This window comes from Erythrobacter sp. 'gip.4 top 5' (assembly GCF_056495765.1).
This window is the reverse complement of the sequence record NZ_CP200270.1, coordinates 1,817,012-1,834,049: the sequence shown is the minus strand read 5'-3', so window position 1 is coordinate 1,834,049 and position 17,038 is coordinate 1,817,012. Positions and strand designations below refer to the sequence as shown.

Sequence of the window (17,038 nt, the reverse complement as noted above, 5' to 3'; positions counted from 1 at the left end):
CCCCTTTTCATATTAGGTGAGCGGCGGCGCGCCGTATGTCAGCCACAGCGTAAAGCCGAGGGCAAGCGCAACGGCCAACGTCGCCCGCCCCCATGGTGTCGGCCCGATCCCTGTCACGTCTGGTATGGGGGGATGGTCGCCGCTGACCATGGGGCTCACGAGATCATTGCCCCTGATGGCATAAAAACTGATCGCCGCGAGGTGCAGCGCAATCAGTCCAATGATAACCCAGAAAAATGTCTCATGCAGTTCTGTAAGCGTATCAGCGGTCATCACGCCGACAAGCGGATTGAGGGGTCCGGTCATCCCATCATAGGGATCGCCTGCAAACAGTCCCATGCTGACCTGCAGTAGCATCGCGCCCAGCAGCGCAAGCGTGCTCCATCCGCCCAGAGGACTGTGTCCGATCTGCGGGGCCACATCGGTTACCTGCCTACGCAAATAGACAATGACTTCACCTGGCCCCTTCACAAAGTCCGAAAATCGCGCCGTTTGCGGGCCGAGGAAACCCCACAAGATCCGAAATGTCAGCAGACCAAACAGCACCAAACCGGTTTGGCGATGCAAGGCCCACTTCGAATTTTCCGCCGTCCACCACATCATCGGAATAATCAGTAGGAAGCTCCAATGCGTTATGCGAAGCATGGGGTCCCACACCCGAACATCGCGCGCCTTTTCGGCAGAGGGAATAAACGGCGCCGTCATCCTTGCCTACTTTTTGTCATCTAGCCGAAACTGATCGTGACAGCCTTTGCACGTGCCACCCATCGTCACCGCTTGAGCTCCGGTTGCGGTTTTGTCGCCCTGCCCGGCGACTGTCACCAACTTGGCGCTCTCATCGACAAGCTTTTGTGCAGCGGCTTTAAATTCTTCGGGCTTCTCCCAGATCGCAGGGAGAGCTTCGGTATCATAGCCATCATCTACGCTGGTGCCAGCAGGGAAATGGCCTTCGATATTGGCTGCACGAGCGTTGATATCGCTCGCCTTGGCAGCAATGAGAGTGAAATCAGGCGTACCTTTTTCAAGCTCGCCACGCACCGCTTTGAACGCAGCGCCGATCCCTTCATAATTGTCCTGTCGCTCCTTGATGATCGGCGGAACCTCGCCTGCCGATCCGGTGCCGGTGGCGCCTTCGCCCGAGCAAGCGGCAAGCACACCAGCCAACGTGGCGGCAATGAGGACACGGGTGACAGGGCTGCGCAACATCAGCAATCTCCTTTTGCAAGGCCATTATACTGGCCTGCGGTGAGACTATTCCGCTTTGCAGCTGATCGCAAACACGAAAAAGGGGCGCCTTCTATGCAAAAGGCGCCCCGCATTGATGCGCGTTATTTCAGTGATCAACCGTCACGACGGGTTTTCAACGCACTTTCAGCTTCAGCGACGATAATGGCGCGGTCCTGTTCAATAACCGCTAGCATTGTGTTGCGAAATGTTTCGCTGTGGTTCTCGACCAATCGATCAATTGCTTTGGTCTGTGTCTTGCACCATCCCGAGCGCGAACCGCTGGTAACATCGTCGCGCGTCAGGCTGCGACGCGACTGCATGACATCACCGACCTTGGCGACCCGTTCGACGTTCAGACTGGCGGTCCAGTTGCACCGCAGCGTATTGGGGCGGCCAGCAACCCCTGGGACACCGACCTGTTTTGTTTCGATTTCAACCGAGCCTTTGTAATCGGCGGCGATTGGCCCAGACGCGTGATCGATCACGACGTCGTGCTCCAACGCCACCGAAGGCGAAGCGAGTGCCGCGGTCATTAACCCGGCGAGGAAAAATTTTTTCATGATGGTATCTCCTGCATGATCCCGGTCGTTGAGACCGTTGATGGTGAAATTATACCATTAGACCGCGAGATTTCCAATCAAACATGGTGCAGAATTAACACATCCAAGGAAAAAATGTCACACTTTGGCATGCGCTGCAACTTTGTCGATCAGTAGCCCATCAGGCTCATCACTTCCTTACGGCTGCGGTGATCATCGAGAAAACAGCCGAGCATCCGGCTTGTGATCATGCCAACACCCGGGGTCTTTACTCCGCGACCGGTCATGCAGCCATGCTGGGCTTCAATCACCACGGCTACGCCTTGCGGCTCAAGGTTATCCCATATGCAACTGGCAACTTCCGCCGTCAGTCGCTCCTGAATTTGCAACCGCTGTGCAAACCCATGCAAAACCCGCGCAAGCTTTGAAATGCCGACCACCTTTTTGTTGGGCAAGTAAGCAATCGCCGCCTTGCCGATGATCGGCGCCATATGATGCTCGCAATGTGACTGAAACGGAATGTCCTTCAAAAGCACAATTTCATCATAACCGCCGACTTCTTCGAAGATTCGTGACAGGTGGATCGCAGGATCCTCCTTGTATCCTTCGCAATATTCCAGCCACGCACGCCCGACGCGCTTGGGCGTATCGCGCAGTCCTTCGCGCGCAGGGTCATCGCCTGCCCACGCGATCAGCGTGCGGATCGCATCTTGGACGTGATCGGGCACTTCGGGCTTGCCCATCGGGTTTTCCGGATCAAACGTGTCATCGTGATCGTGGGCCGCGAGATAATTCATGGTCTGTCGTCTTTCTTTACGCAATTGCCCTGTCAAAGGCGCTATCCTGTCGATCCGAAGATTGATGAACCCGCAAGTCAGCGATGGGTTCCGAACCGGCACGGTAACCGCGCCCGGGGTGCATCTCGTGGGCCTTAACACATGTAAGTATAAAAACCGGGAAATCACCCCCAAGGGCATCGGAAAGGACGTCAATTTTGCACACGCCGAGCACCGCCGAATTCGAAACTGCTGCCATTGGCGTGCTGTCTCGCATTCCGGCACCGTTTCGTGATCAGTTGCATGATGTGGTTTTGCGGGTCGAAGAATTTGCTGCGCCCGAGCAGCTGCACGCTGTTGGCATGACGAACCAATGGGAATTAACCGGTCTTTACGAAGGTGTTGCGCTGACGGAAAGATCCCAGTGGGAGAGCGACGGTCTCCCGGCGGTTATAACGCTGTTCCGTCAGCCGCTCTTGGCTGAAATGCAGGAGACTGGCGTGAGTTTTGCTGCGCTGATCCGGCATGTGGTAATCCACGAGGCAGGCCATCATTTCGGTTTGTCAGATGATGATATGCACGCGCTTGAAGACAGCGATGAAAACTGATCCTGCGCCAGAAACCAACAACGCCCGCCCCTTTTTCAAGGGACGGGCGATGGTGGTGCACCCGGAACGATTCGAACGTCCGACCCCCAGATTCGTAGTCTGGTGCTCTATCCAGCTGAGCTACGGGTGCGCGCTAGGAGGCGGCACATAAGGGGGTCCATCAGGCTTGGCAAGCGCCGTTTGGCGTGAATTCATTTTTTTGAAACAGGCGCTCTGCAAGGCGCACATCAAGCGGCGGTTTCGGCAAGGCCAAAGCTTCTGATACGGTGAACCAGCCGACACTGCCGCCCTCCTGCGATTGCGGTTCACCATGCCAATCGCGGACGGTGTATAGTAGAAGAACAAGACTTTGACCGCCGTGATCAACGGCACTCTCAGCAAAGGTTGCGGGATGGCACTGGCTTTCTGCGACCGCAATCCCGAGCTCTTCCGCCAATTCCCGGCGCAAAGCCTGAACGGGTAACTCGCCGTCCTCCACCTTGCCTCCGGGGAACTCCCACAAGCCTGCGTGGTGCTTTCCCGGCGGACGGCATTGCATCAGCCACCGGCCATCACTGCCTAGCAACGCGCCCGCAACTACCATCATCAGGGTGCTCGTCATGTCGGAATATTTTCCACTCTGGCCGTGGTCATAAACTTTTCTTTAACCCGAATGGCCGATTTCTAGTGTCGTCAGGACACAGGAGGTGGGGGATTTCCCAATGTCGACGACTTTGTTTCAGAACCTGGTCGACGACGATGCGGGGGCCACTGCCATTGAATACGGCCTGATCGTTGCTCTCATTGCACTTTCCATTATCGTTTCGTTTCAGTCTGTTGCTGGCGAAAGCTTCGAACTGTGGGGCATTGTTGAAGACGAAGTGACAACTGTGAGCGGCAACACCTTAAATACGCCGCAAGCGGATTAGGGAAATATCAATAGTTGCCGATTAATCACAAATCTGTCGGACGCCAGGGGGCGAACGGCTCGGGTACCAAAGACCATATTAGGAGACCATACATGACCTTTTTCAAGAACCTCATCCGCGACGAGCAGGGCGCAACCGCCATCGAGTACGGCCTGATCGCCGCTCTGATCGCTGTCGCTGCCATCACCGCGATGACCGCCGTGGGCGGTGAAGTTGCGGATACATTCAATGTTGTCGACACCAAGCTCGACGCTGCCAACAAGACCGAAACGCCTGACACTGATTAATCCGCGTCGCATTTTCAGACAAAGAACGGCGGGGAGCAATCCCCGCCGTTTTTGCATCTGCTGTCATCAACTTCGGCCACGCGGCCAAATAACCGTTCAAATGTTACCGCGCCCGCACGACCAGCTTGACCTTCTGCCCCGGCGTTAAGCTCGCGCTACTTCCCAGCGCGTTCAGCACCCGGAACCGCTCTTCCTGCGCCGCGGGATAGGCCATCCGGCGTGAAAGGCTCGTCACGGTATCGCCGCGCGCCACAGTCACAACCTGAACTTGCTTGGGCACCACCGATGTCGCTTCGGTCTGCGTGATCCGGCGCATCGACTGGAACATCGAATTGAACGTGCCTGCACGACCCGCAGGCGCAATCGCGGTGAAGTGATACGCACGATCACGCGCAAATTCGTACGCGAAAACAACGATATCAACCTGGCTTTGGCCATTATTGACCCGCGCCGTGCCGTAAACCGCAGGCAGGCCATTGACCGTCGTGCGTTCCAGCTGCGCAGGTGCCAGATTGTTGTTCTGTCCACCGGCGGCGGTAAACTGCTGGCGCACATAGGTTTCCAGATTGCCGTTGTAGGCCGCCAGCGTCATCTGCGCCTGGCCGCCCTGCCCGTTGATGCTGACCGCGCGGGTGCCATTCACCATGTAGAAGCCCTGGGGCGCGGTGAAAGCAAGGCGAAGTTCGGGGTGGATGAAGGTGCTGCCCTCGATCATGCCCTGCGCCGGATCGTCCCCGTACAAAAGGCCATCAATCCGCGAAAGGAAGGTGTCGCGATTCGTTACACCGCCCGCCGCGGCCTTAGAAAGCGCGCTTTGCACCCGGCTGGCGGGATCGGGGTGGGTCGACGCCCATTCCGGAACACTGGCATTGCGTCCTGCAAGCCGCGCATCGAGCGCGTTTTGCGCCGCAAGGCTTGCGAGCACCGTGCCCATCGCGCGCTGATCATATCCCGCCTTGGCAAGGTACTGGATGCCCAGATCGTCCGCTTCGAGTTCCTGCTGGCGCGAAAAGCTGAGAGTCAGCATCTGCGAACCCTGAAGAACCCCGCGTGAAATGGTGTTGCCGAGGCCCGAATCGCCCAGCAAGATCCCCGAAAGGATCGCCAATCCGCCGCCCAGAAGCGAGTTCTGCTGCGCGTTCTGCTGACGCCGCTGCGAATGGCGGGCGGCAACGTGGCCCACTTCATGCCCCAGCACGCCGGCCAATTCCGCCTCGTTGTTCATCAACGTGACAAGCTGACGAGTGGTGTAAATATAGCCCCCCGGCACCGCGAAGGCGTTGTGCACCGGCGAATTCAGCAAGCTGACGGTGAACGATTCACGCGCATTGCCGAGGCCTGACTGCACCGCGATGTTCTTGCCCACCTGCTCGACATATTGCGCGTGCGTGCCTGTCATCGCGCCGCCGAATTCGGCCAGCAACTGCGGATGATACTGCGCGCCTTGCTGCGCTTCGGTTTGCGTGATCGGCGTGGAGGCCGATGGGATCGGTCCACCCATCCCTGCGCATCCGGCCAGCGCGATCGGCGCGGCACCCAGCACCAGAAGTCTGCGTGAAATTCGAGCCATGTTGGTTTTCTCCCGCGAAGTGTGGCCTGTCGGCCAAATGATGTCGAACAACGTCGCGCATCACTATGTTGCGGGAGGCCTTAACCTCCGATGGCGAGGAAACGTTCCTCTCGGGCAGCAATTAGTTGCTTGGCGGTCTTGCTGGAGAGCGTTTCAATCTCCTCAGTCAACGCGGCGCCGAGCATTCGCGCCGCGGCTATCGGATCACGATGAGCGCCGCCAACCGGTTCCTTCACGATCCGATCAATCACATTGTCACGCTTGAGATGCTGGGCGGTGATCTTCATTGCCTGCGCCGCTTCGGGCGCCTTTTCCGACGTACGCCACAAGATCGATGCGCAGCCTTCCGGCGAAATCACGGAGTAGACGGCATGCTCCATCATCAGCACCCGATTGGCCGCAGCAAGCGCCACAGCGCCGCCCGATCCGCCCTCACCCACGACTGCCGCAATCATCGGCACTTCAAGCGCAAGACAGGCTTCGGTCGATCGTGCGATGGCTTCGGCCTGGCCGCGCTCCTCCGCCTCAATCCCCGGAAACGCGCCCGACGTGTCCACCAGCGTCACGACCGGCAGGCCGAATTGGCTGGCCATTTCCATCAGCCGGATCGCCTTGCGGTAGCCTTCGGGCTTGCCCATGCCAAAATTGTGGCGGATGCGGCTTTGCGTATCGTTGCCCTTTTCGTGTCCGATCAACATGATCCGCCGCCCATTCAGGCGCGCAAAACCGCCCATGATCGCCAGGTCATCCCCGTAGAGGCGGTCCCCGCCCAAAGGTATGAAATCGCTGAAGGCATGCGCGACATAATCGCGGAAATGCGGCCGCTGCGGGTGGCGGGCGACTTGCGTCTTCTGCCACGGCGTAAGCGACGCATAGGTTCGGTTGAGCAGTTCGATGCTCTTGGCCTCAAGCCGCCCGATCTCACTGGCAACATCAACATCATGCAGCGCATTCACGCTGCGCAGCTGGGCAATGCGCTCTTCAAGGGCGGCGACGGGCTTCTCGAAATCGAGGTAGGAAATCATGGGGTGGGGCTAGTCGGATGTTGGCCGGGTTGCAAGCGGGTGGCGGGAATTGACCAGAGCAACCAACCGCGCACTGTCCACATGGGTGTAGATTTGAGTCGTTGAAATATCCGCATGGCCGAGCAGGGTTTGGAGCACGCGCAGATCTGCGCCGCCTTCAAGCAGGTGGGTTGCAAAGGCATGGCGCAGCACATGCGGGCTGACAGTGGCAGGGTCGAGACCGGCACGCATCGCCAGTGCTTTCAACAGTTGGAACAGGCGTACCCGGCTGAGCGGCTGGCCCTTGCGAGAACAGAACAGGTAACGCGACGTCGGCTCCTGCGGCCGCAGCGCCAGCCAGCGCGTGAGGGCATCCAGCGCACGCCCGCCAACCGGCACCAGCCGTGAGGCTCCGCCCTTGCCCGTGACAGTCAAGAACGGCGCATCACGGGGCACCGCATGAAGCGGCAGCGTCACCAGTTCACTTGCGCGAAGGCCTGATCCATAAAGCAATTCGATCAAGGCAAGAAGCCGGACTGCCTTGGGATCATCGCTTTGCGCCTCGTCTTCTGCGCGGGCGAACAGTGCCGCGATCTCATCATAGGCCAGTACCTTGGGCAGCGGCCTGCGGGCGCGCGGGCGTGGCAGCGCGCCTGATGGATCGTCACCGCGCCAACCCTCATCAACAGCGAAGCCGAAGAATTGTCGCAACGCCGACGCTTTCCGAGCCACGGTGGATGGCGCAAGGTCGGTCCATTCCCCTGCGAGGCTGGCAACCCCATCGCGCGGTGCCGCAGCGAGATCGCCGATGGCTTCTTCCGCTTGATCGAGGTCGCGTCGGTAAGCAACAAGGGTGTTGGCCGCTGCCCCGCGCTCAGCGGCGAGCATGGCGAGGAAAGCCTCTGTCGCCGCAGACATCAGCGCATCTCAGCCGCGCGCCACGGCCTCGGCCGCGATCATCCGGGCCTCGGCCTGCATTCCCACCCGATTGAGCGCAGAAGTAATGTGATAAAGATGCAAGGGGGTCATCTGCTGCCAGCTGGAGCCCTGCATTCCTAGACCTGCAAGGAACACCACCATCGCCGGATTGCCCACTTCGGCCGCACGCGCGATTGTGCGGCTCCAGCGAGTTTGGCGCGCCAGATCGAAATTGAGACCACCAGCAAGCGAACGGGCATCGCCATCGCTCAGGCGTCCCAAACCGGCGAGACCTGCGACGAGAAATGCCGATTTGCGTGCGCCATCGCTTCGGTCATTCCCGGTGAAGCTTTCGACGGCGCCCTGCCCCACGTCACCACCGCGCGGATTAGCCACCGCAATCAGCGCCCACGCGAGCGAACCTTCCTCCACTACACTGGCCCAGCGCGCAGCATTGGCATCGAGCCCGGCCGTCAGCATCGCTGCGATCAGATCACCGGCGGCATCCGCATTGGCTGCATCGGCAGGAATGCGCGCTGCGGCAAAAGCGGTCAGCACCCGTGCACCATAGCCATCCCCACCACCCAAAGACGACCCCGCCGACCAGAGCCTTTCCATCGCGGCGATGCGGGCTGCGGGATCACTGGCCAGATAGGCTTCGCGCAGAGCGGTCGCATGGGTTTGAGGATTTCCGTTCGCGCCAGTGCCAGCGTAGATCTCGGAGTACAGATCAACCATCGCACTGGCTGACAAGATGCCTTCGCGTGCGGCGCGCCCGGCGAAGGCAGCGCGCTCTGCTGCGGGCAGCATGGGAAGCAAGGCGCCCGCTCGTGCGTAATAACCACCATCCGCAGCGTTCAACGCGCGATCAAGCAGCCCTTCAGGCAACGGCTCGCCCACCGCGGTCGCAAGGCCGAAACGCCAGGGGTTCAGTTCCTCAACACCCTGCCACTCAATCTGCACGCCGCGCTGGCCGCGCCCCGCAGACCCGGCAAGCCGCCGCGCCAGCAACACGTCGATACGGGGGGCGGCCCCGCGAAACAGCGCGCGATCAAGCTGAGAGGCGGCCAATGCGGTTTCGCCCGCATAGGCATTGCAGATTGCCTGCCACATCTGCCACGCGCCATCATTGCGCGAGGAGCCTTGCAAACGCACGGCGGGACAGGCGCCCGTTATATCGCCGCTGGCGAGGTAAGTGGTCAGAGCCTCTTGCGTCAGGCTCTGCGACCATTCGGCGCTGTCGATATCCTGCACTACCGCGCGGGCGAGCGCATATTCGCCTATGCCATTGAGCACGCCGACACGCAGCGCAGCAAATTCAATTGGGTCCATACCCAGCGGCGCGGCAAGGCGGCTGGCCAAAGCGCGGCGCAGCAGAATATGTCCCCACCGCGACACCATCGGCCTGCGCGTGCCCGCCAGCACCGCCCGGACCAGCTTTTCCGGTTGACTAGCCAGCGCGATCGGCGGCAATCCGCCCTCGTCGGTGGCCAGTACGCCTACCCGCGTGAGGGCGCGCTGCGCACCTGCAGGAATATCGGATTTCGGCTTGAGGCCGAGTAGCTGATCGAGCTCCTCGGTCGACATATTCTCCAGCTGATCCAGGGTCGGCAACCGGGCATATTCGCTTCGCGTGATGCTGGGTAAAGGCGGCAAGGCGACTGGCGCAGCGGGCACGCTTGGAAAAGGACTAATTCCCGGCGGTGCAGGTGCCAAAGGAGCAGCCGGCGGCGCAGATGACGGCGCAGCGCTGGGCCGGGGGCTTGGGGCAGGTGCAGGATCGTCAAACCCCGGCGGCAGGAGCGATTCGGGCTTCCCTTGCGCAAAGGCAAGTCCCGACAGCCCCGATCCGCCCAGCACGCCTGCGACACACAGTGCCAGAATGCTTACCGAAACCCGCTTCACATTCCTTGCTCCTGCTCGGGCAGCGGCACTGCCTCGGCAATCAGATGAAGCGGCTCTTCGCCGCCGTCGAACCATGCCAGCGCCAACAAACCAGCCGTAACGATGAACGCGAACGCCGCCCACCGCACTTTGCCCGATATCCGACGACCAGGCGTTTCCTGACGGCTGGATGGAGAGAGATGCGAGGGGCGCAGGTTTGCCATATTGCGTGTGCCCTAGCCCATCTATAGGCCGTGCGGCAATGTCCGCATCGCCCGCCCCTCCGCATGATCCCGACCTTTTGGCGATTGCTGCGCGCATCACGCGTCCAATCGTGCTGGTTGGCCTGATGGGCGTCGGCAAATCGACCGTCGGACGAAAGCTCGCCAACCTCTTGCAACGCGATTTTGTTGACGCCGATGATGCGATTGTCGCAGCCGCTCAGCGTTCCATTCCCGAAATCTTCGAGACCTTCGGCGAGGCCTACTTCCGCGACGGCGAGCGGCGCGTGATCGCACGCCTCATGGACCAAGCCCACGGCGTGATCGCTACCGGCGGCGGCGCGTTTGTCGACCCGTCGACCCGCGCGATCATCCTCGAACGGGGCGTCGCGGTGTGGATCGACTGTGACACCGACACGCTGGTCGAGCGGACGGCGCGGCGAAGCAATCGCCCCTTGTTGAAGAATGGCGATCCGCGGGAAATCCTGACCCGGCTGGCGCAGGAACGCGCGCCCTTCTACGCGCAGGCGCATATTCGCGTCGTCAGCGAGAACGGACCCCATGCGAATACAGCGCGCACCATTATCGAAGGTATTGAACAATGGCTGTAATTTCCGTCGCGCTGGCCGGACGCAGTTACGACGTCGCGATTGAAGAAGGCCTGATGGCCCGGTTGAGTAAAGCCGCTGCGCCATTCTTCGAAAGCTTCGGGACCGCGCGGCCCGTGCCATTTGTCGCCGACAACAACACCCATCGCCTCTTCGCTGCGGGGATCGACAGCGACCTGGCCGCGAATGGCATCGCTGCGACATGGTTCGTGGTCGAGCCAGGCGAGGATGCAAAGACCTGGAGCGTGCTCGAACGCCTGTGCGACTGGTTGCTCGGGCTGGGGATCACACGCAAGGATCATGTCTTCGCGCTAGGCGGCGGCGTGGTAGGCGATCTGGTCGGCTTTGCCTGCGCCATTCTGAAACGCGGCTGCGGCTTTGTGCAATTGCCAACAACGCTGCTGGCACAGGTTGATTCCTCGGTTGGCGGCAAGACCGCGATCAACACGCGCGCGGGCAAGAACCTCATCGGTGCGTTTCACCAGCCCAGCCTTGTGCTGATCGACCCGCTGGTACTGAACACCTTGCCGGCCCGCGAAATGCGCGCTGGCTATGCCGAGGTGCTGAAGTACGGCCTGCTGGGCGATGCCGCGTTTTTCACCTGGCTGGAAACCCATGGAAACAACGTCATGGCGCGTGATCCTGCCGCGCTGGAATACGCGATTGCCACCAGCATCGCGATGAAGGCGAAGATTGTAGCCGAGGATGAGCGAGAGACCGAGGACCGCCGCGCGCTGCTCAATCTCGGCCACACCTTTGGCCACGCGCTGGAGGCTGAAACCGGTTTTTCTCAACGTCTGCTGCATGGAGAGGCGGTCGCGCTCGGCATGGTGTTGGCCGCACGCTATTCCGCCCGGCGAGGGCAGATTTCCGGTGCCGATTCCAACCGCGCCGCACAAGCGATTGCGGCGGCAGGGCTGCCGGCCAGCCTTGCAGCGCTGGGACTAACGTGTGACGGCGCGGCACTGGTCGAGCACATGCGCCACGATAAAAAAGCGGAAAGCGCCACCCTCCCCTTCTTGCTGCTGCGGTCATTGGGAGAGGCCTATGTCGCGCGTGACGTCGATCTCGCAGATATTGCCGCGTTTCTCGACGCCGAACTGGTGGCGTAGCGCCTCCGACACACCCGGTCCGGGCCAAAGCCGGTCCAGCAGAGGTCTACAGAGGGCCTAGAAGGGGTCTGGAAGGGGTCTGGAAGGGGTCTGGAACGACCTAGACCATGCCTGAAAGCGCGCGTGTTTCGTATATTTATTCAATTTATCATAGAGTTCATCATTATCGGAGCGATTTCGAACAGAATATTGCCCTGCCCTGGCATTTTGCCCCTTATGCTGACCGTAGGAAAGCGTCTCAGGGCACCGTGGCCAGCCGCACGCTCACCACCTGCCGCACCGATCGTGCGCCCCGCATATCACCCGCAACTGCCACCCGGAATGGGCCGTCCGCTTCTCCAAGCAGCACGCCGTTGCAGCGATCAGCCAGCACGACCTGTGCCTTACCCAGCAGCGGATCAAGCTCCCCCAGCGTAAAAGCCACGCGGTAGCCATCGCGCGCTTCTATTACGACCGCCATTCGCAAGGCATCACCGCGAATATCGCTGCCTGCCGGCGCGCCAATCCTCGCCACCACATCAGCTAACAGCGGTCCGGTGCAAACCTGTGTTTCGCCATGAAAATCGAGCGTCACGTCATGGGTGGGCAAATCCGCGACCAACGCCGGTTCAACTGGCACAACCAAATTGAGCACAAGCGCTTCCAGCATCGCGTTATTCCAGCTCGAGAATCACGGCATCCACAGCCAGGCTTTCGCCCTCGGCAGCGTTGATCTTGGCGATCACGCCTTCCTTTTCAGCCCGCAGGATGTTTTCCATCTTCATGGCCTCGACCGTGGCAAGCGGCTGGCCGGCTTGCACCGTCTCGCCTTCACCTACGTGCAGCTTCACCAGCATTCCGGGCATCGGACAGATCAGGAACCGCGACAGATCGGGCGGCACCTTTTCAATCATCAGCGCTTCGTGCTGCGCCAGCCTGAGCGGAAGCACCAGCGCAGTGTGGCCTGCGCCGCGGGTGGTCACTTTCCACTGGTTACCGATCCGCTCAACGATCAAGCCGAAGCGTATTTCCTCGCCATCCTCGACCCGGCCCGTGGCTTCGGCCTGCACCATACCGGGCAACCAGTTGCAGGTGCCCTCCACGCGCACGCCGTCCACCATTGCATGGCCATCGCCGAGTTGGACGTTGAAGCGTTCATCACCCAGCTTCACCAGCCAGGCGCTGGTCACCGGCAAAGGCCCATCAAGCTGGCCCGAAATCTGCCGCGCGCGGCTCTGCAAGCTGAATTCGTTGCCGGCACACACCGCCGCCAGAACGCGCCGGAAATCCAACGTGGTCGCGGCGCCCTCGAATCCATCGGGATATTCTTCGGCAATGAAGCCCGTGGTCAACTCGCCCGAGCGAAAGCGCGGATGCTGCATGATCGCGCTGAGGAAATCGATATTGTGGCTCAAGCCCTTGATACGAAAATTGTCGAGCGCTTCGATCTGCAAATCTGCCGCTTCATCGCGGGTCGGTGCCCAGGTGATGAGCTTGGCAATCATCGGGTCGTAAAAGCGCGAAACTTCGCCGCCGTGATACACGCCATCATCCACCCGCACGCCGCCAGCGCCGCGGGCAACCCCGCGCCGGGCCTTGCCGCCGACGGAATCATCCGCGCTCCAGCCGGCAAGCGGCGGGGCGTATTCCACCAGCCTTCCAGTGCTGGGCAAGAAACCGCGATAGGGGTCTTCGGCATAGACGCGGTTTTCGATCGCCCAGCCGTCAATGCCGATATCATCCTGCGTGAAGGCGAGCTTTTCGCCATAAGCAACGCGGATCATCTGTTCGACCAGATCAATCCCGGTGATCGCCTCGGTCACGGGGTGTTCGACCTGTAGCCGGGTGTTCATTTCGAGGAAGTAGAAGCTCTCCCCCGTCGGGTCCGCGCCGCTGACGATCAGTTCGACCGTGCCCGCGCTGTAATAGCCCACCGCGCGCGACAGAGCGACGCATTGTTCGCCCATCGCCTTGCGCATTTTGGGCGTGACGAAGGGCGACGGCGCTTCTTCAACCACCTTCTGGTGGCGGCGCTGGATCGAGCATTCGCGCTCGTTAAGGTAGAGAATATTGCCGTGCTGATCGCCAAGGATCTGGATTTCAATGTGGCGCGGATTGAGGATGAACTTCTCGATGAACACGCGGTCATCACCGAAGGAATTGAGCCCTTCGCGCTTGGTCGCCTCAAACCCTTCGCGCACGTCGGCTTCGCTGTAAGCAAGGCGCATCCCCTTGCCCCCGCCGCCTGCCGAAGCCTTCATCATCACCGGATAGCCGATCTCGTCCGCGATCCGCACCGCGTGTTCGGTATCCTCGATCTCTCCGACAAAGCCGGGGACGACATTGACGCCCGCTTCCTTGGCGAGCTTCTTGGATTCGATCTTGTCGCCCATCGCGGCAATCGCGTTCACGGGCGGGCCAATGAACGCGATGTTTTCTTTCGCCAGAGCTTCCGCGAAGGAGGTGCGTTCCGAAAGGAAGCCGTAGCCCGGATGCACAGCTTCGGCCCCGGTCTGCTTGCAAGCAGCGATAATCTTGTCGGCGATCAGGTAGCTTTCCGCCGCAGGCGACGGGCCGATATGCACCGCCTCGTCCGCCATCGCCACAAACGGCGCGCGCGCATCGGCATCGGAGTAGACCGCAACGGTCTTGATCCCCATTTTCCGGGCAGTGGTGATGACGCGGCAGGCGATTTCGCCGCGGTTGGCAATCAGGATCTTGGAAAACAAACGAGGCAACCTCTCTCCAGGGGCGTGACGTACGGAAAGCTATGCCGCCGGATTGCGCCGCCTGCAAGCTATCGGAGTTGCGGCGTCAACCGGGGATTTCGACCAGTTCCTTGAGTTCCGCTGTGCGCAGACGCGTCAGCCGGGCTTTGCAGCTCAGAACCAACAAGGGCTCCATGCTGCCGCCGCGCGCGTTGTAGCCATCCACCCGGCACTGGGCATCGCGATACCGCAACCAGCCACGCTGGGCTTCGAGCAGGCTTTCGAACCAGCCTTCACGGGTGTCGTATTCATCCGCACCATAAGCGAGGAAATCGGCATCGCGCGCCTTCATCGCGGCGGCGGTGACCTTCCATTGCTGGTTCAATTCGGCGTCGGCCGCGTGATAATCCTGCCCGGCACACCAGTTCATTTCCTGCTGGAATTGCGGGTCGTCGCAGTTCCATTCAGGCACCGGCGGCTCGGCGGCCTGCGCAAGCAAGGGGAGGATGAACGTGGCGATCATGCAGCGCTCCTTTGCGCAAAAGCGACGAGGCTGTCAGCATAGGCGGGCGCGCCCCTGCGGTCACCCTCGCCCGCGACAAGGTGTTGCACGGCCTTGCCCAGCATGGCGATATTGGCGGGAGAGAGGTTGCCAAGCGGCTCGACGTAAATGCCGATCGTGAACAGGATCGCACCGGTCTGCGGCAACCGCCGGAGCGTCTGGCGTTCGGAGCGCACGAACAGGGTCTTGCCTGCATTGTCCGGCGTGACATGGCCGAAGGCTTCGTGCGGCGGCTGCTGCGGAAGCCAACGGCGTTCGTGCGTCGCGGCGATGAACCAGTTGCACCGCGCGTAGATCGGGCCGGGGCGCAGCGTCTCCATGAAGCGGTCGACCCCGGTGGCGAGTTGCTGCTCATAGCCCGCGATGGGCGCGTGGAGCGCGCGCAACGGCAAACCGATCTTTTCGGCGGGGTGCCAGTCCGAAGGCCAGGCGACCGCCGCGCCTATCAATCGGTAGACCTCTTCATCGTCACGTTTTGTGAGCAGGCATAGGTCTTCGTGCGTCGCGAGCGCGGCTTCGGGCAGCGCACCAGAGACGCCGAGCATTGCGGCAAGTTCACGGCCAGGCGCGGTGACTTGGGGCGTCAACTGCACGCCTTGCGGCCAATCGGCGAAGCCCGCCGCCCGCGCCGCCAGATCGGGCGCTGGATCAAGCCAATCGCGCTCCTCCAGCTTGACTAGCCCCATCCGCAACTGCCCGCCTCCACGCGCCTTGGGCAGCAAAGCGTTGACGGAAAAGCCGAGGGTCAAGCCAGCTTCACTCCGCCGCCACCGCGCTCTTGCAAGCGCGCGCCGGTTCCTCGCCCTTCAGCGCAGTCAGACCCAGTTTCGCAAACAGCGCCCCGTCGCTGTCATCGCCGGCATTGGGTGCGGTCAGCAGCTTGTCGCCGGTGAAAATCGAATTCGCGCCGGCAAGGAAGCACAGCGCCTGTGTCGCCTCGCTCATCGACTCGCGCCCGGCCGACAGCCGCACCATTGATCGCGGCATGGTGATACGGGCGACCGCGACCGTGCGGACAAATTCGATATCGTCGATCTTGGCCAGCGGCGTATCGGCCAGCATATTGCCGAGCACCGTGCCCTTCACCGGCACCAGCGCGTTGACCGGCACGCTTTCCGGATGCTGCGGCAAGGTGGCGAGCGTGTGGATGAACCCCACCCGATCCTCACGCGTCTCGCCCATGCCGACGATCCCGCCCGAGCACACGTTGATCCCCGCCTTGCGAACGTGATCCAGCGTATCGAGCCGGCACTGGAAATCGCGGGTGGAGATGACGCGCTCGTAATATTCAGGGCTGCTGTCGATATTGTGGTTGTAGTAATCGAGGCCCGCTTCCGCGAGCATGGCCGCCTGATGCGGTTCGAGCATCCCCAGCGTCATGCAGGTCTCCAGCCCCATGTCGCGCACGCCCTTCACGATCTCGACAATCGCGGGCATGTCGCGATCCTTGGGATTGCGCCACGCCGCGCCCATACAGAACCGCTGGGAGCCTGCATCCTTGGCCTGCGCCGCGCGTTGGAGCACGGCCTGCACGTCCATCAGCTTGGTAGCTTCCACGCCGCTATCGGCGCTGACCGATTGCGAGCAATAGCCGCAATCCTCCGGGCAACCGCCGGTCTTGATGCTGAGCAAGGTGCAGAGCTGCACCTGCGTGGGCGGGTGATATTCGCGGTGGACGCTGGCGGCCTGGAACAGCAGCTCGGTGAAAGGCAGGTCGAAGAGCCCTGCGATTTCGGGGCGGGTCCAGGTGGTGCGGGGGTGGGTCAATCTTTATCTCGCATGAAGTGTCGGATCATCAGTATCCCAATGCCGACAAAGAGGATCGGAACACCGGGCAGAAGAATGAATTGAACGACGGGGTTAGGATCGCATTCGGGGCAAGAGCCAAGAGCCGCGAGAACTGTAGCAACGAAGGTGACAAGTATCCCGATAGCCGCAATAATCGCGCATCCGAATTTCTGACGTAAGATAACCAACGGTCGATCGCTGAAACTCACGCTACCCTCCCCTTTCGTCATTGCGCGGAGCCGCAGGCGACGCGGCAATCCAGAACAACCCGATAACCGTTCGGGCTGAGCTTGTCGAAGCCCTGTTCTTTCTTCTGGCGCAATCGGAAAAAAGGAAGTG

General features: G+C 61.1%; 21 protein-coding genes and 1 tRNA gene. 5 read left to right on the top strand and 17 right to left on the bottom strand.

The genetic code is table 11. The features are described from left to right. Positions 1-12 precede the first annotated feature (12 nt). From ACRANW_RS08795 to folE, 4 genes are all read right to left on the bottom strand, one after another. Entirely contained in the window at positions 13-705 is a 693-nt protein-coding gene (locus tag ACRANW_RS08795) for a cytochrome b/b6 domain-containing protein (protein WP_479431435.1), read from the bottom strand. 6 nt (positions 706-711) lie between these two features. Continuing rightward, entirely contained in the window at positions 712-1,206 is a 495-nt protein-coding gene (locus ACRANW_RS08790; RefSeq protein WP_479431434.1) for a c-type cytochrome, read from the bottom strand. Positions 1,207-1,340: 134 nt separating this feature from the next. Further along, positions 1,341-1,787 (bottom strand): hypothetical protein, encoded by a 447-nt coding sequence (locus tag ACRANW_RS08785; protein WP_479431433.1) that lies wholly within the window; start codon positions 1,785-1,787, stop codon positions 1,341-1,343. 149 nt (positions 1,788-1,936) lie between these two features. Next, a complete protein-coding gene (gene folE, locus ACRANW_RS08780; RefSeq protein WP_479431432.1) occupies positions 1,937-2,563 on the bottom strand; it encodes a GTP cyclohydrolase I FolE in 627 nt (208 codons plus the stop codon). Between the two features lie 197 nt (positions 2,564-2,760). Between folE and ACRANW_RS08775 the strand changes: the two genes are divergently transcribed. Beyond that, positions 2,761-3,150 carry a metallopeptidase family protein gene (locus tag ACRANW_RS08775; protein ID WP_479431431.1) on the top strand — a complete coding sequence of 130 codons (390 nt, stop codon included), beginning with the start codon at positions 2,761-2,763 and terminating at the stop codon, positions 3,148-3,150. A 53-nt stretch (positions 3,151-3,203) separates the two neighbouring features. Here the strand turns inward: ACRANW_RS08775 and ACRANW_RS08770 are convergent. Both ACRANW_RS08770 and ACRANW_RS08765 read right to left on the bottom strand, forming a co-directional pair. Next, positions 3,204-3,280: transfer RNA gene (locus tag ACRANW_RS08770), tRNA-Arg, on the bottom strand. Positions 3,281-3,310: 30 nt separating this feature from the next. Next, positions 3,311-3,751, bottom strand: a complete 441-nt coding sequence (locus ACRANW_RS08765) for a (deoxy)nucleoside triphosphate pyrophosphohydrolase (RefSeq protein WP_479431430.1) — start codon at positions 3,749-3,751, stop codon at positions 3,311-3,313. A gap of 100 nt (positions 3,752-3,851) precedes the next feature. On the opposite strand from ACRANW_RS08765, the gene ACRANW_RS08760 reads away from it, so the two are divergent. After that, positions 3,852-4,058, top strand: coding sequence for a Flp family type IVb pilin (locus ACRANW_RS08760; protein WP_479431429.1), 207 nt, complete (start codon positions 3,852-3,854; stop codon positions 4,056-4,058). Positions 4,059-4,150: 92 nt separating this feature from the next. Further along, positions 4,151-4,345, top strand: a complete 195-nt coding sequence (locus tag ACRANW_RS08755; RefSeq protein WP_479431428.1) for a Flp family type IVb pilin — start codon at positions 4,151-4,153, stop codon at positions 4,343-4,345. A gap of 103 nt (positions 4,346-4,448) precedes the next feature. Here ACRANW_RS08755 and ACRANW_RS08750 read toward each other — a convergent pair whose 3' ends face one another. The 5 genes from ACRANW_RS08750 to ACRANW_RS08730 form a co-directional block, all read right to left on the bottom strand. Then, positions 4,449-5,915, bottom strand: a complete 1,467-nt coding sequence (locus tag ACRANW_RS08750; RefSeq protein WP_479431427.1) for a M48 family metalloprotease — start codon at positions 5,913-5,915, stop codon at positions 4,449-4,451. Between the two features lie 80 nt (positions 5,916-5,995). Continuing rightward, positions 5,996-6,940, bottom strand: a complete 945-nt coding sequence (locus ACRANW_RS08745) for an acetyl-CoA carboxylase carboxyltransferase subunit alpha (RefSeq protein ID WP_479431426.1) — start codon at positions 6,938-6,940, stop codon at positions 5,996-5,998. A 9-nt stretch (positions 6,941-6,949) separates the two neighbouring features. Further along, a complete protein-coding gene (locus ACRANW_RS08740) occupies positions 6,950-7,837 on the bottom strand; it encodes a tyrosine recombinase (protein ID WP_479431425.1) in 888 nt (295 codons plus the stop codon). 9 nt (positions 7,838-7,846) lie between these two features. Next, on the bottom strand, positions 7,847-9,742 hold the full coding sequence (locus ACRANW_RS08735) for a hypothetical protein (RefSeq protein WP_479431424.1): 1,896 nt from the start codon (positions 9,740-9,742) through the stop codon (positions 7,847-7,849). Next, positions 9,739-9,945: a hypothetical protein gene (locus tag ACRANW_RS08730; RefSeq protein WP_479431423.1), complete on the bottom strand. Its 207-nt coding sequence runs from the start codon at positions 9,943-9,945 to the stop codon at positions 9,739-9,741. The genes ACRANW_RS08735 and ACRANW_RS08730 overlap by 4 nt, the downstream gene beginning before the upstream one ends. 38 nt (positions 9,946-9,983) lie before the next feature. Here ACRANW_RS08730 and ACRANW_RS08725 point away from each other — a divergent pair, with 38 nt between their 5' ends. Together ACRANW_RS08725 and aroB are read left to right on the top strand one after the other, a co-directional pair. Beyond that, a complete protein-coding gene (locus tag ACRANW_RS08725; protein ID WP_479431422.1) occupies positions 9,984-10,553 on the top strand; it encodes a shikimate kinase in 570 nt (189 codons plus the stop codon). After that, positions 10,544-11,662: a 3-dehydroquinate synthase gene (gene aroB, locus ACRANW_RS08720; RefSeq protein WP_479431421.1), complete on the top strand. Its 1,119-nt coding sequence runs from the start codon at positions 10,544-10,546 to the stop codon at positions 11,660-11,662. Before ACRANW_RS08725 ends, aroB begins: the two co-directional genes overlap by 10 nt. 238 nt (positions 11,663-11,900) lie before the next feature. Here aroB and ACRANW_RS08715 read toward each other — a convergent pair whose 3' ends face one another. The 6 genes from ACRANW_RS08715 to ACRANW_RS08690 form a co-directional block, all read right to left on the bottom strand. Next, positions 11,901-12,311 (bottom strand): hypothetical protein, encoded by a 411-nt coding sequence (locus ACRANW_RS08715; protein WP_479431420.1) that lies wholly within the window; start codon positions 12,309-12,311, stop codon positions 11,901-11,903. A 4-nt stretch (positions 12,312-12,315) separates the two neighbouring features. Beyond that, positions 12,316-14,370 (bottom strand): ATP-binding protein, encoded by a 2,055-nt coding sequence (locus tag ACRANW_RS08710; RefSeq protein ID WP_479431419.1) that lies wholly within the window; start codon positions 14,368-14,370, stop codon positions 12,316-12,318. Positions 14,371-14,455: 85 nt separating this feature from the next. Further along, complete coding sequence (locus ACRANW_RS08705) at positions 14,456-14,872, bottom strand: lysozyme inhibitor LprI family protein (protein ID WP_479431418.1); 417 nt, start codon at positions 14,870-14,872, stop codon at positions 14,456-14,458. Further along, positions 14,869-15,660 (bottom strand): heme-dependent oxidative N-demethylase family protein, encoded by a 792-nt coding sequence (locus tag ACRANW_RS08700; RefSeq protein ID WP_479431417.1) that lies wholly within the window; start codon positions 15,658-15,660, stop codon positions 14,869-14,871. Before ACRANW_RS08700 ends, ACRANW_RS08705 begins: the two co-directional genes overlap by 4 nt. A gap of 7 nt (positions 15,661-15,667) precedes the next feature. After that, on the bottom strand, positions 15,668-16,678 hold the full coding sequence (bioB, locus tag ACRANW_RS08695) for a biotin synthase BioB (protein WP_479431416.1): 1,011 nt from the start codon (positions 16,676-16,678) through the stop codon (positions 15,668-15,670). After that, positions 16,675-16,908: a hypothetical protein gene (locus ACRANW_RS08690; RefSeq protein WP_479431415.1), complete on the bottom strand. Its 234-nt coding sequence runs from the start codon at positions 16,906-16,908 to the stop codon at positions 16,675-16,677. The genes bioB and ACRANW_RS08690 overlap by 4 nt, the downstream gene beginning before the upstream one ends. Positions 16,909-17,038 lie beyond the last annotated feature (130 nt).

Coding starts and splice junctions, on each gene's coding strand:
- ACRANW_RS08725 (WP_479431422.1), top strand. CDS start 9,984: ATGTCCGCATCGCCCGCCCCTCCGCATGATCCCGACCTTTTGGCGATT.
- ACRANW_RS08730 (WP_479431423.1), bottom strand. CDS start 9,945: ATGGCAAACCTGCGCCCCTCGCATCTCTCTCCATCCAGCCGTCAGGAA.
- ACRANW_RS08750 (WP_479431427.1), bottom strand. CDS start 5,915: ATGGCTCGAATTTCACGCAGACTTCTGGTGCTGGGTGCCGCGCCGATC.
- ACRANW_RS08760 (WP_479431429.1), top strand. CDS start 3,852: ATGTCGACGACTTTGTTTCAGAACCTGGTCGACGACGATGCGGGGGCC.
- folE (WP_479431432.1), bottom strand. CDS start 2,563: ATGAATTATCTCGCGGCCCACGATCACGATGACACGTTTGATCCGGAA.
- ACRANW_RS08705 (WP_479431418.1), bottom strand. CDS start 14,872: ATGATCGCCACGTTCATCCTCCCCTTGCTTGCGCAGGCCGCCGAGCCG.
- ACRANW_RS08715 (WP_479431420.1), bottom strand. CDS start 12,311: ATGCTGGAAGCGCTTGTGCTCAATTTGGTTGTGCCAGTTGAACCGGCG.
- aroB (WP_479431421.1), top strand. CDS start 10,544: ATGGCTGTAATTTCCGTCGCGCTGGCCGGACGCAGTTACGACGTCGCG.
- ACRANW_RS08765 (WP_479431430.1), bottom strand. CDS start 3,751: ATGACGAGCACCCTGATGATGGTAGTTGCGGGCGCGTTGCTAGGCAGT.
- ACRANW_RS08785 (WP_479431433.1), bottom strand. CDS start 1,787: ATGAAAAAATTTTTCCTCGCCGGGTTAATGACCGCGGCACTCGCTTCG.
- ACRANW_RS08790 (WP_479431434.1), bottom strand. CDS start 1,206: ATGTTGCGCAGCCCTGTCACCCGTGTCCTCATTGCCGCCACGTTGGCT.
- ACRANW_RS08795 (WP_479431435.1), bottom strand. CDS start 705: ATGACGGCGCCGTTTATTCCCTCTGCCGAAAAGGCGCGCGATGTTCGG.
- ACRANW_RS08755 (WP_479431428.1), top strand. CDS start 4,151: ATGACCTTTTTCAAGAACCTCATCCGCGACGAGCAGGGCGCAACCGCC.
- ACRANW_RS08740 (WP_479431425.1), bottom strand. CDS start 7,837: ATGTCTGCGGCGACAGAGGCTTTCCTCGCCATGCTCGCCGCTGAGCGC.
- ACRANW_RS08745 (WP_479431426.1), bottom strand. CDS start 6,940: ATGATTTCCTACCTCGATTTCGAGAAGCCCGTCGCCGCCCTTGAAGAG.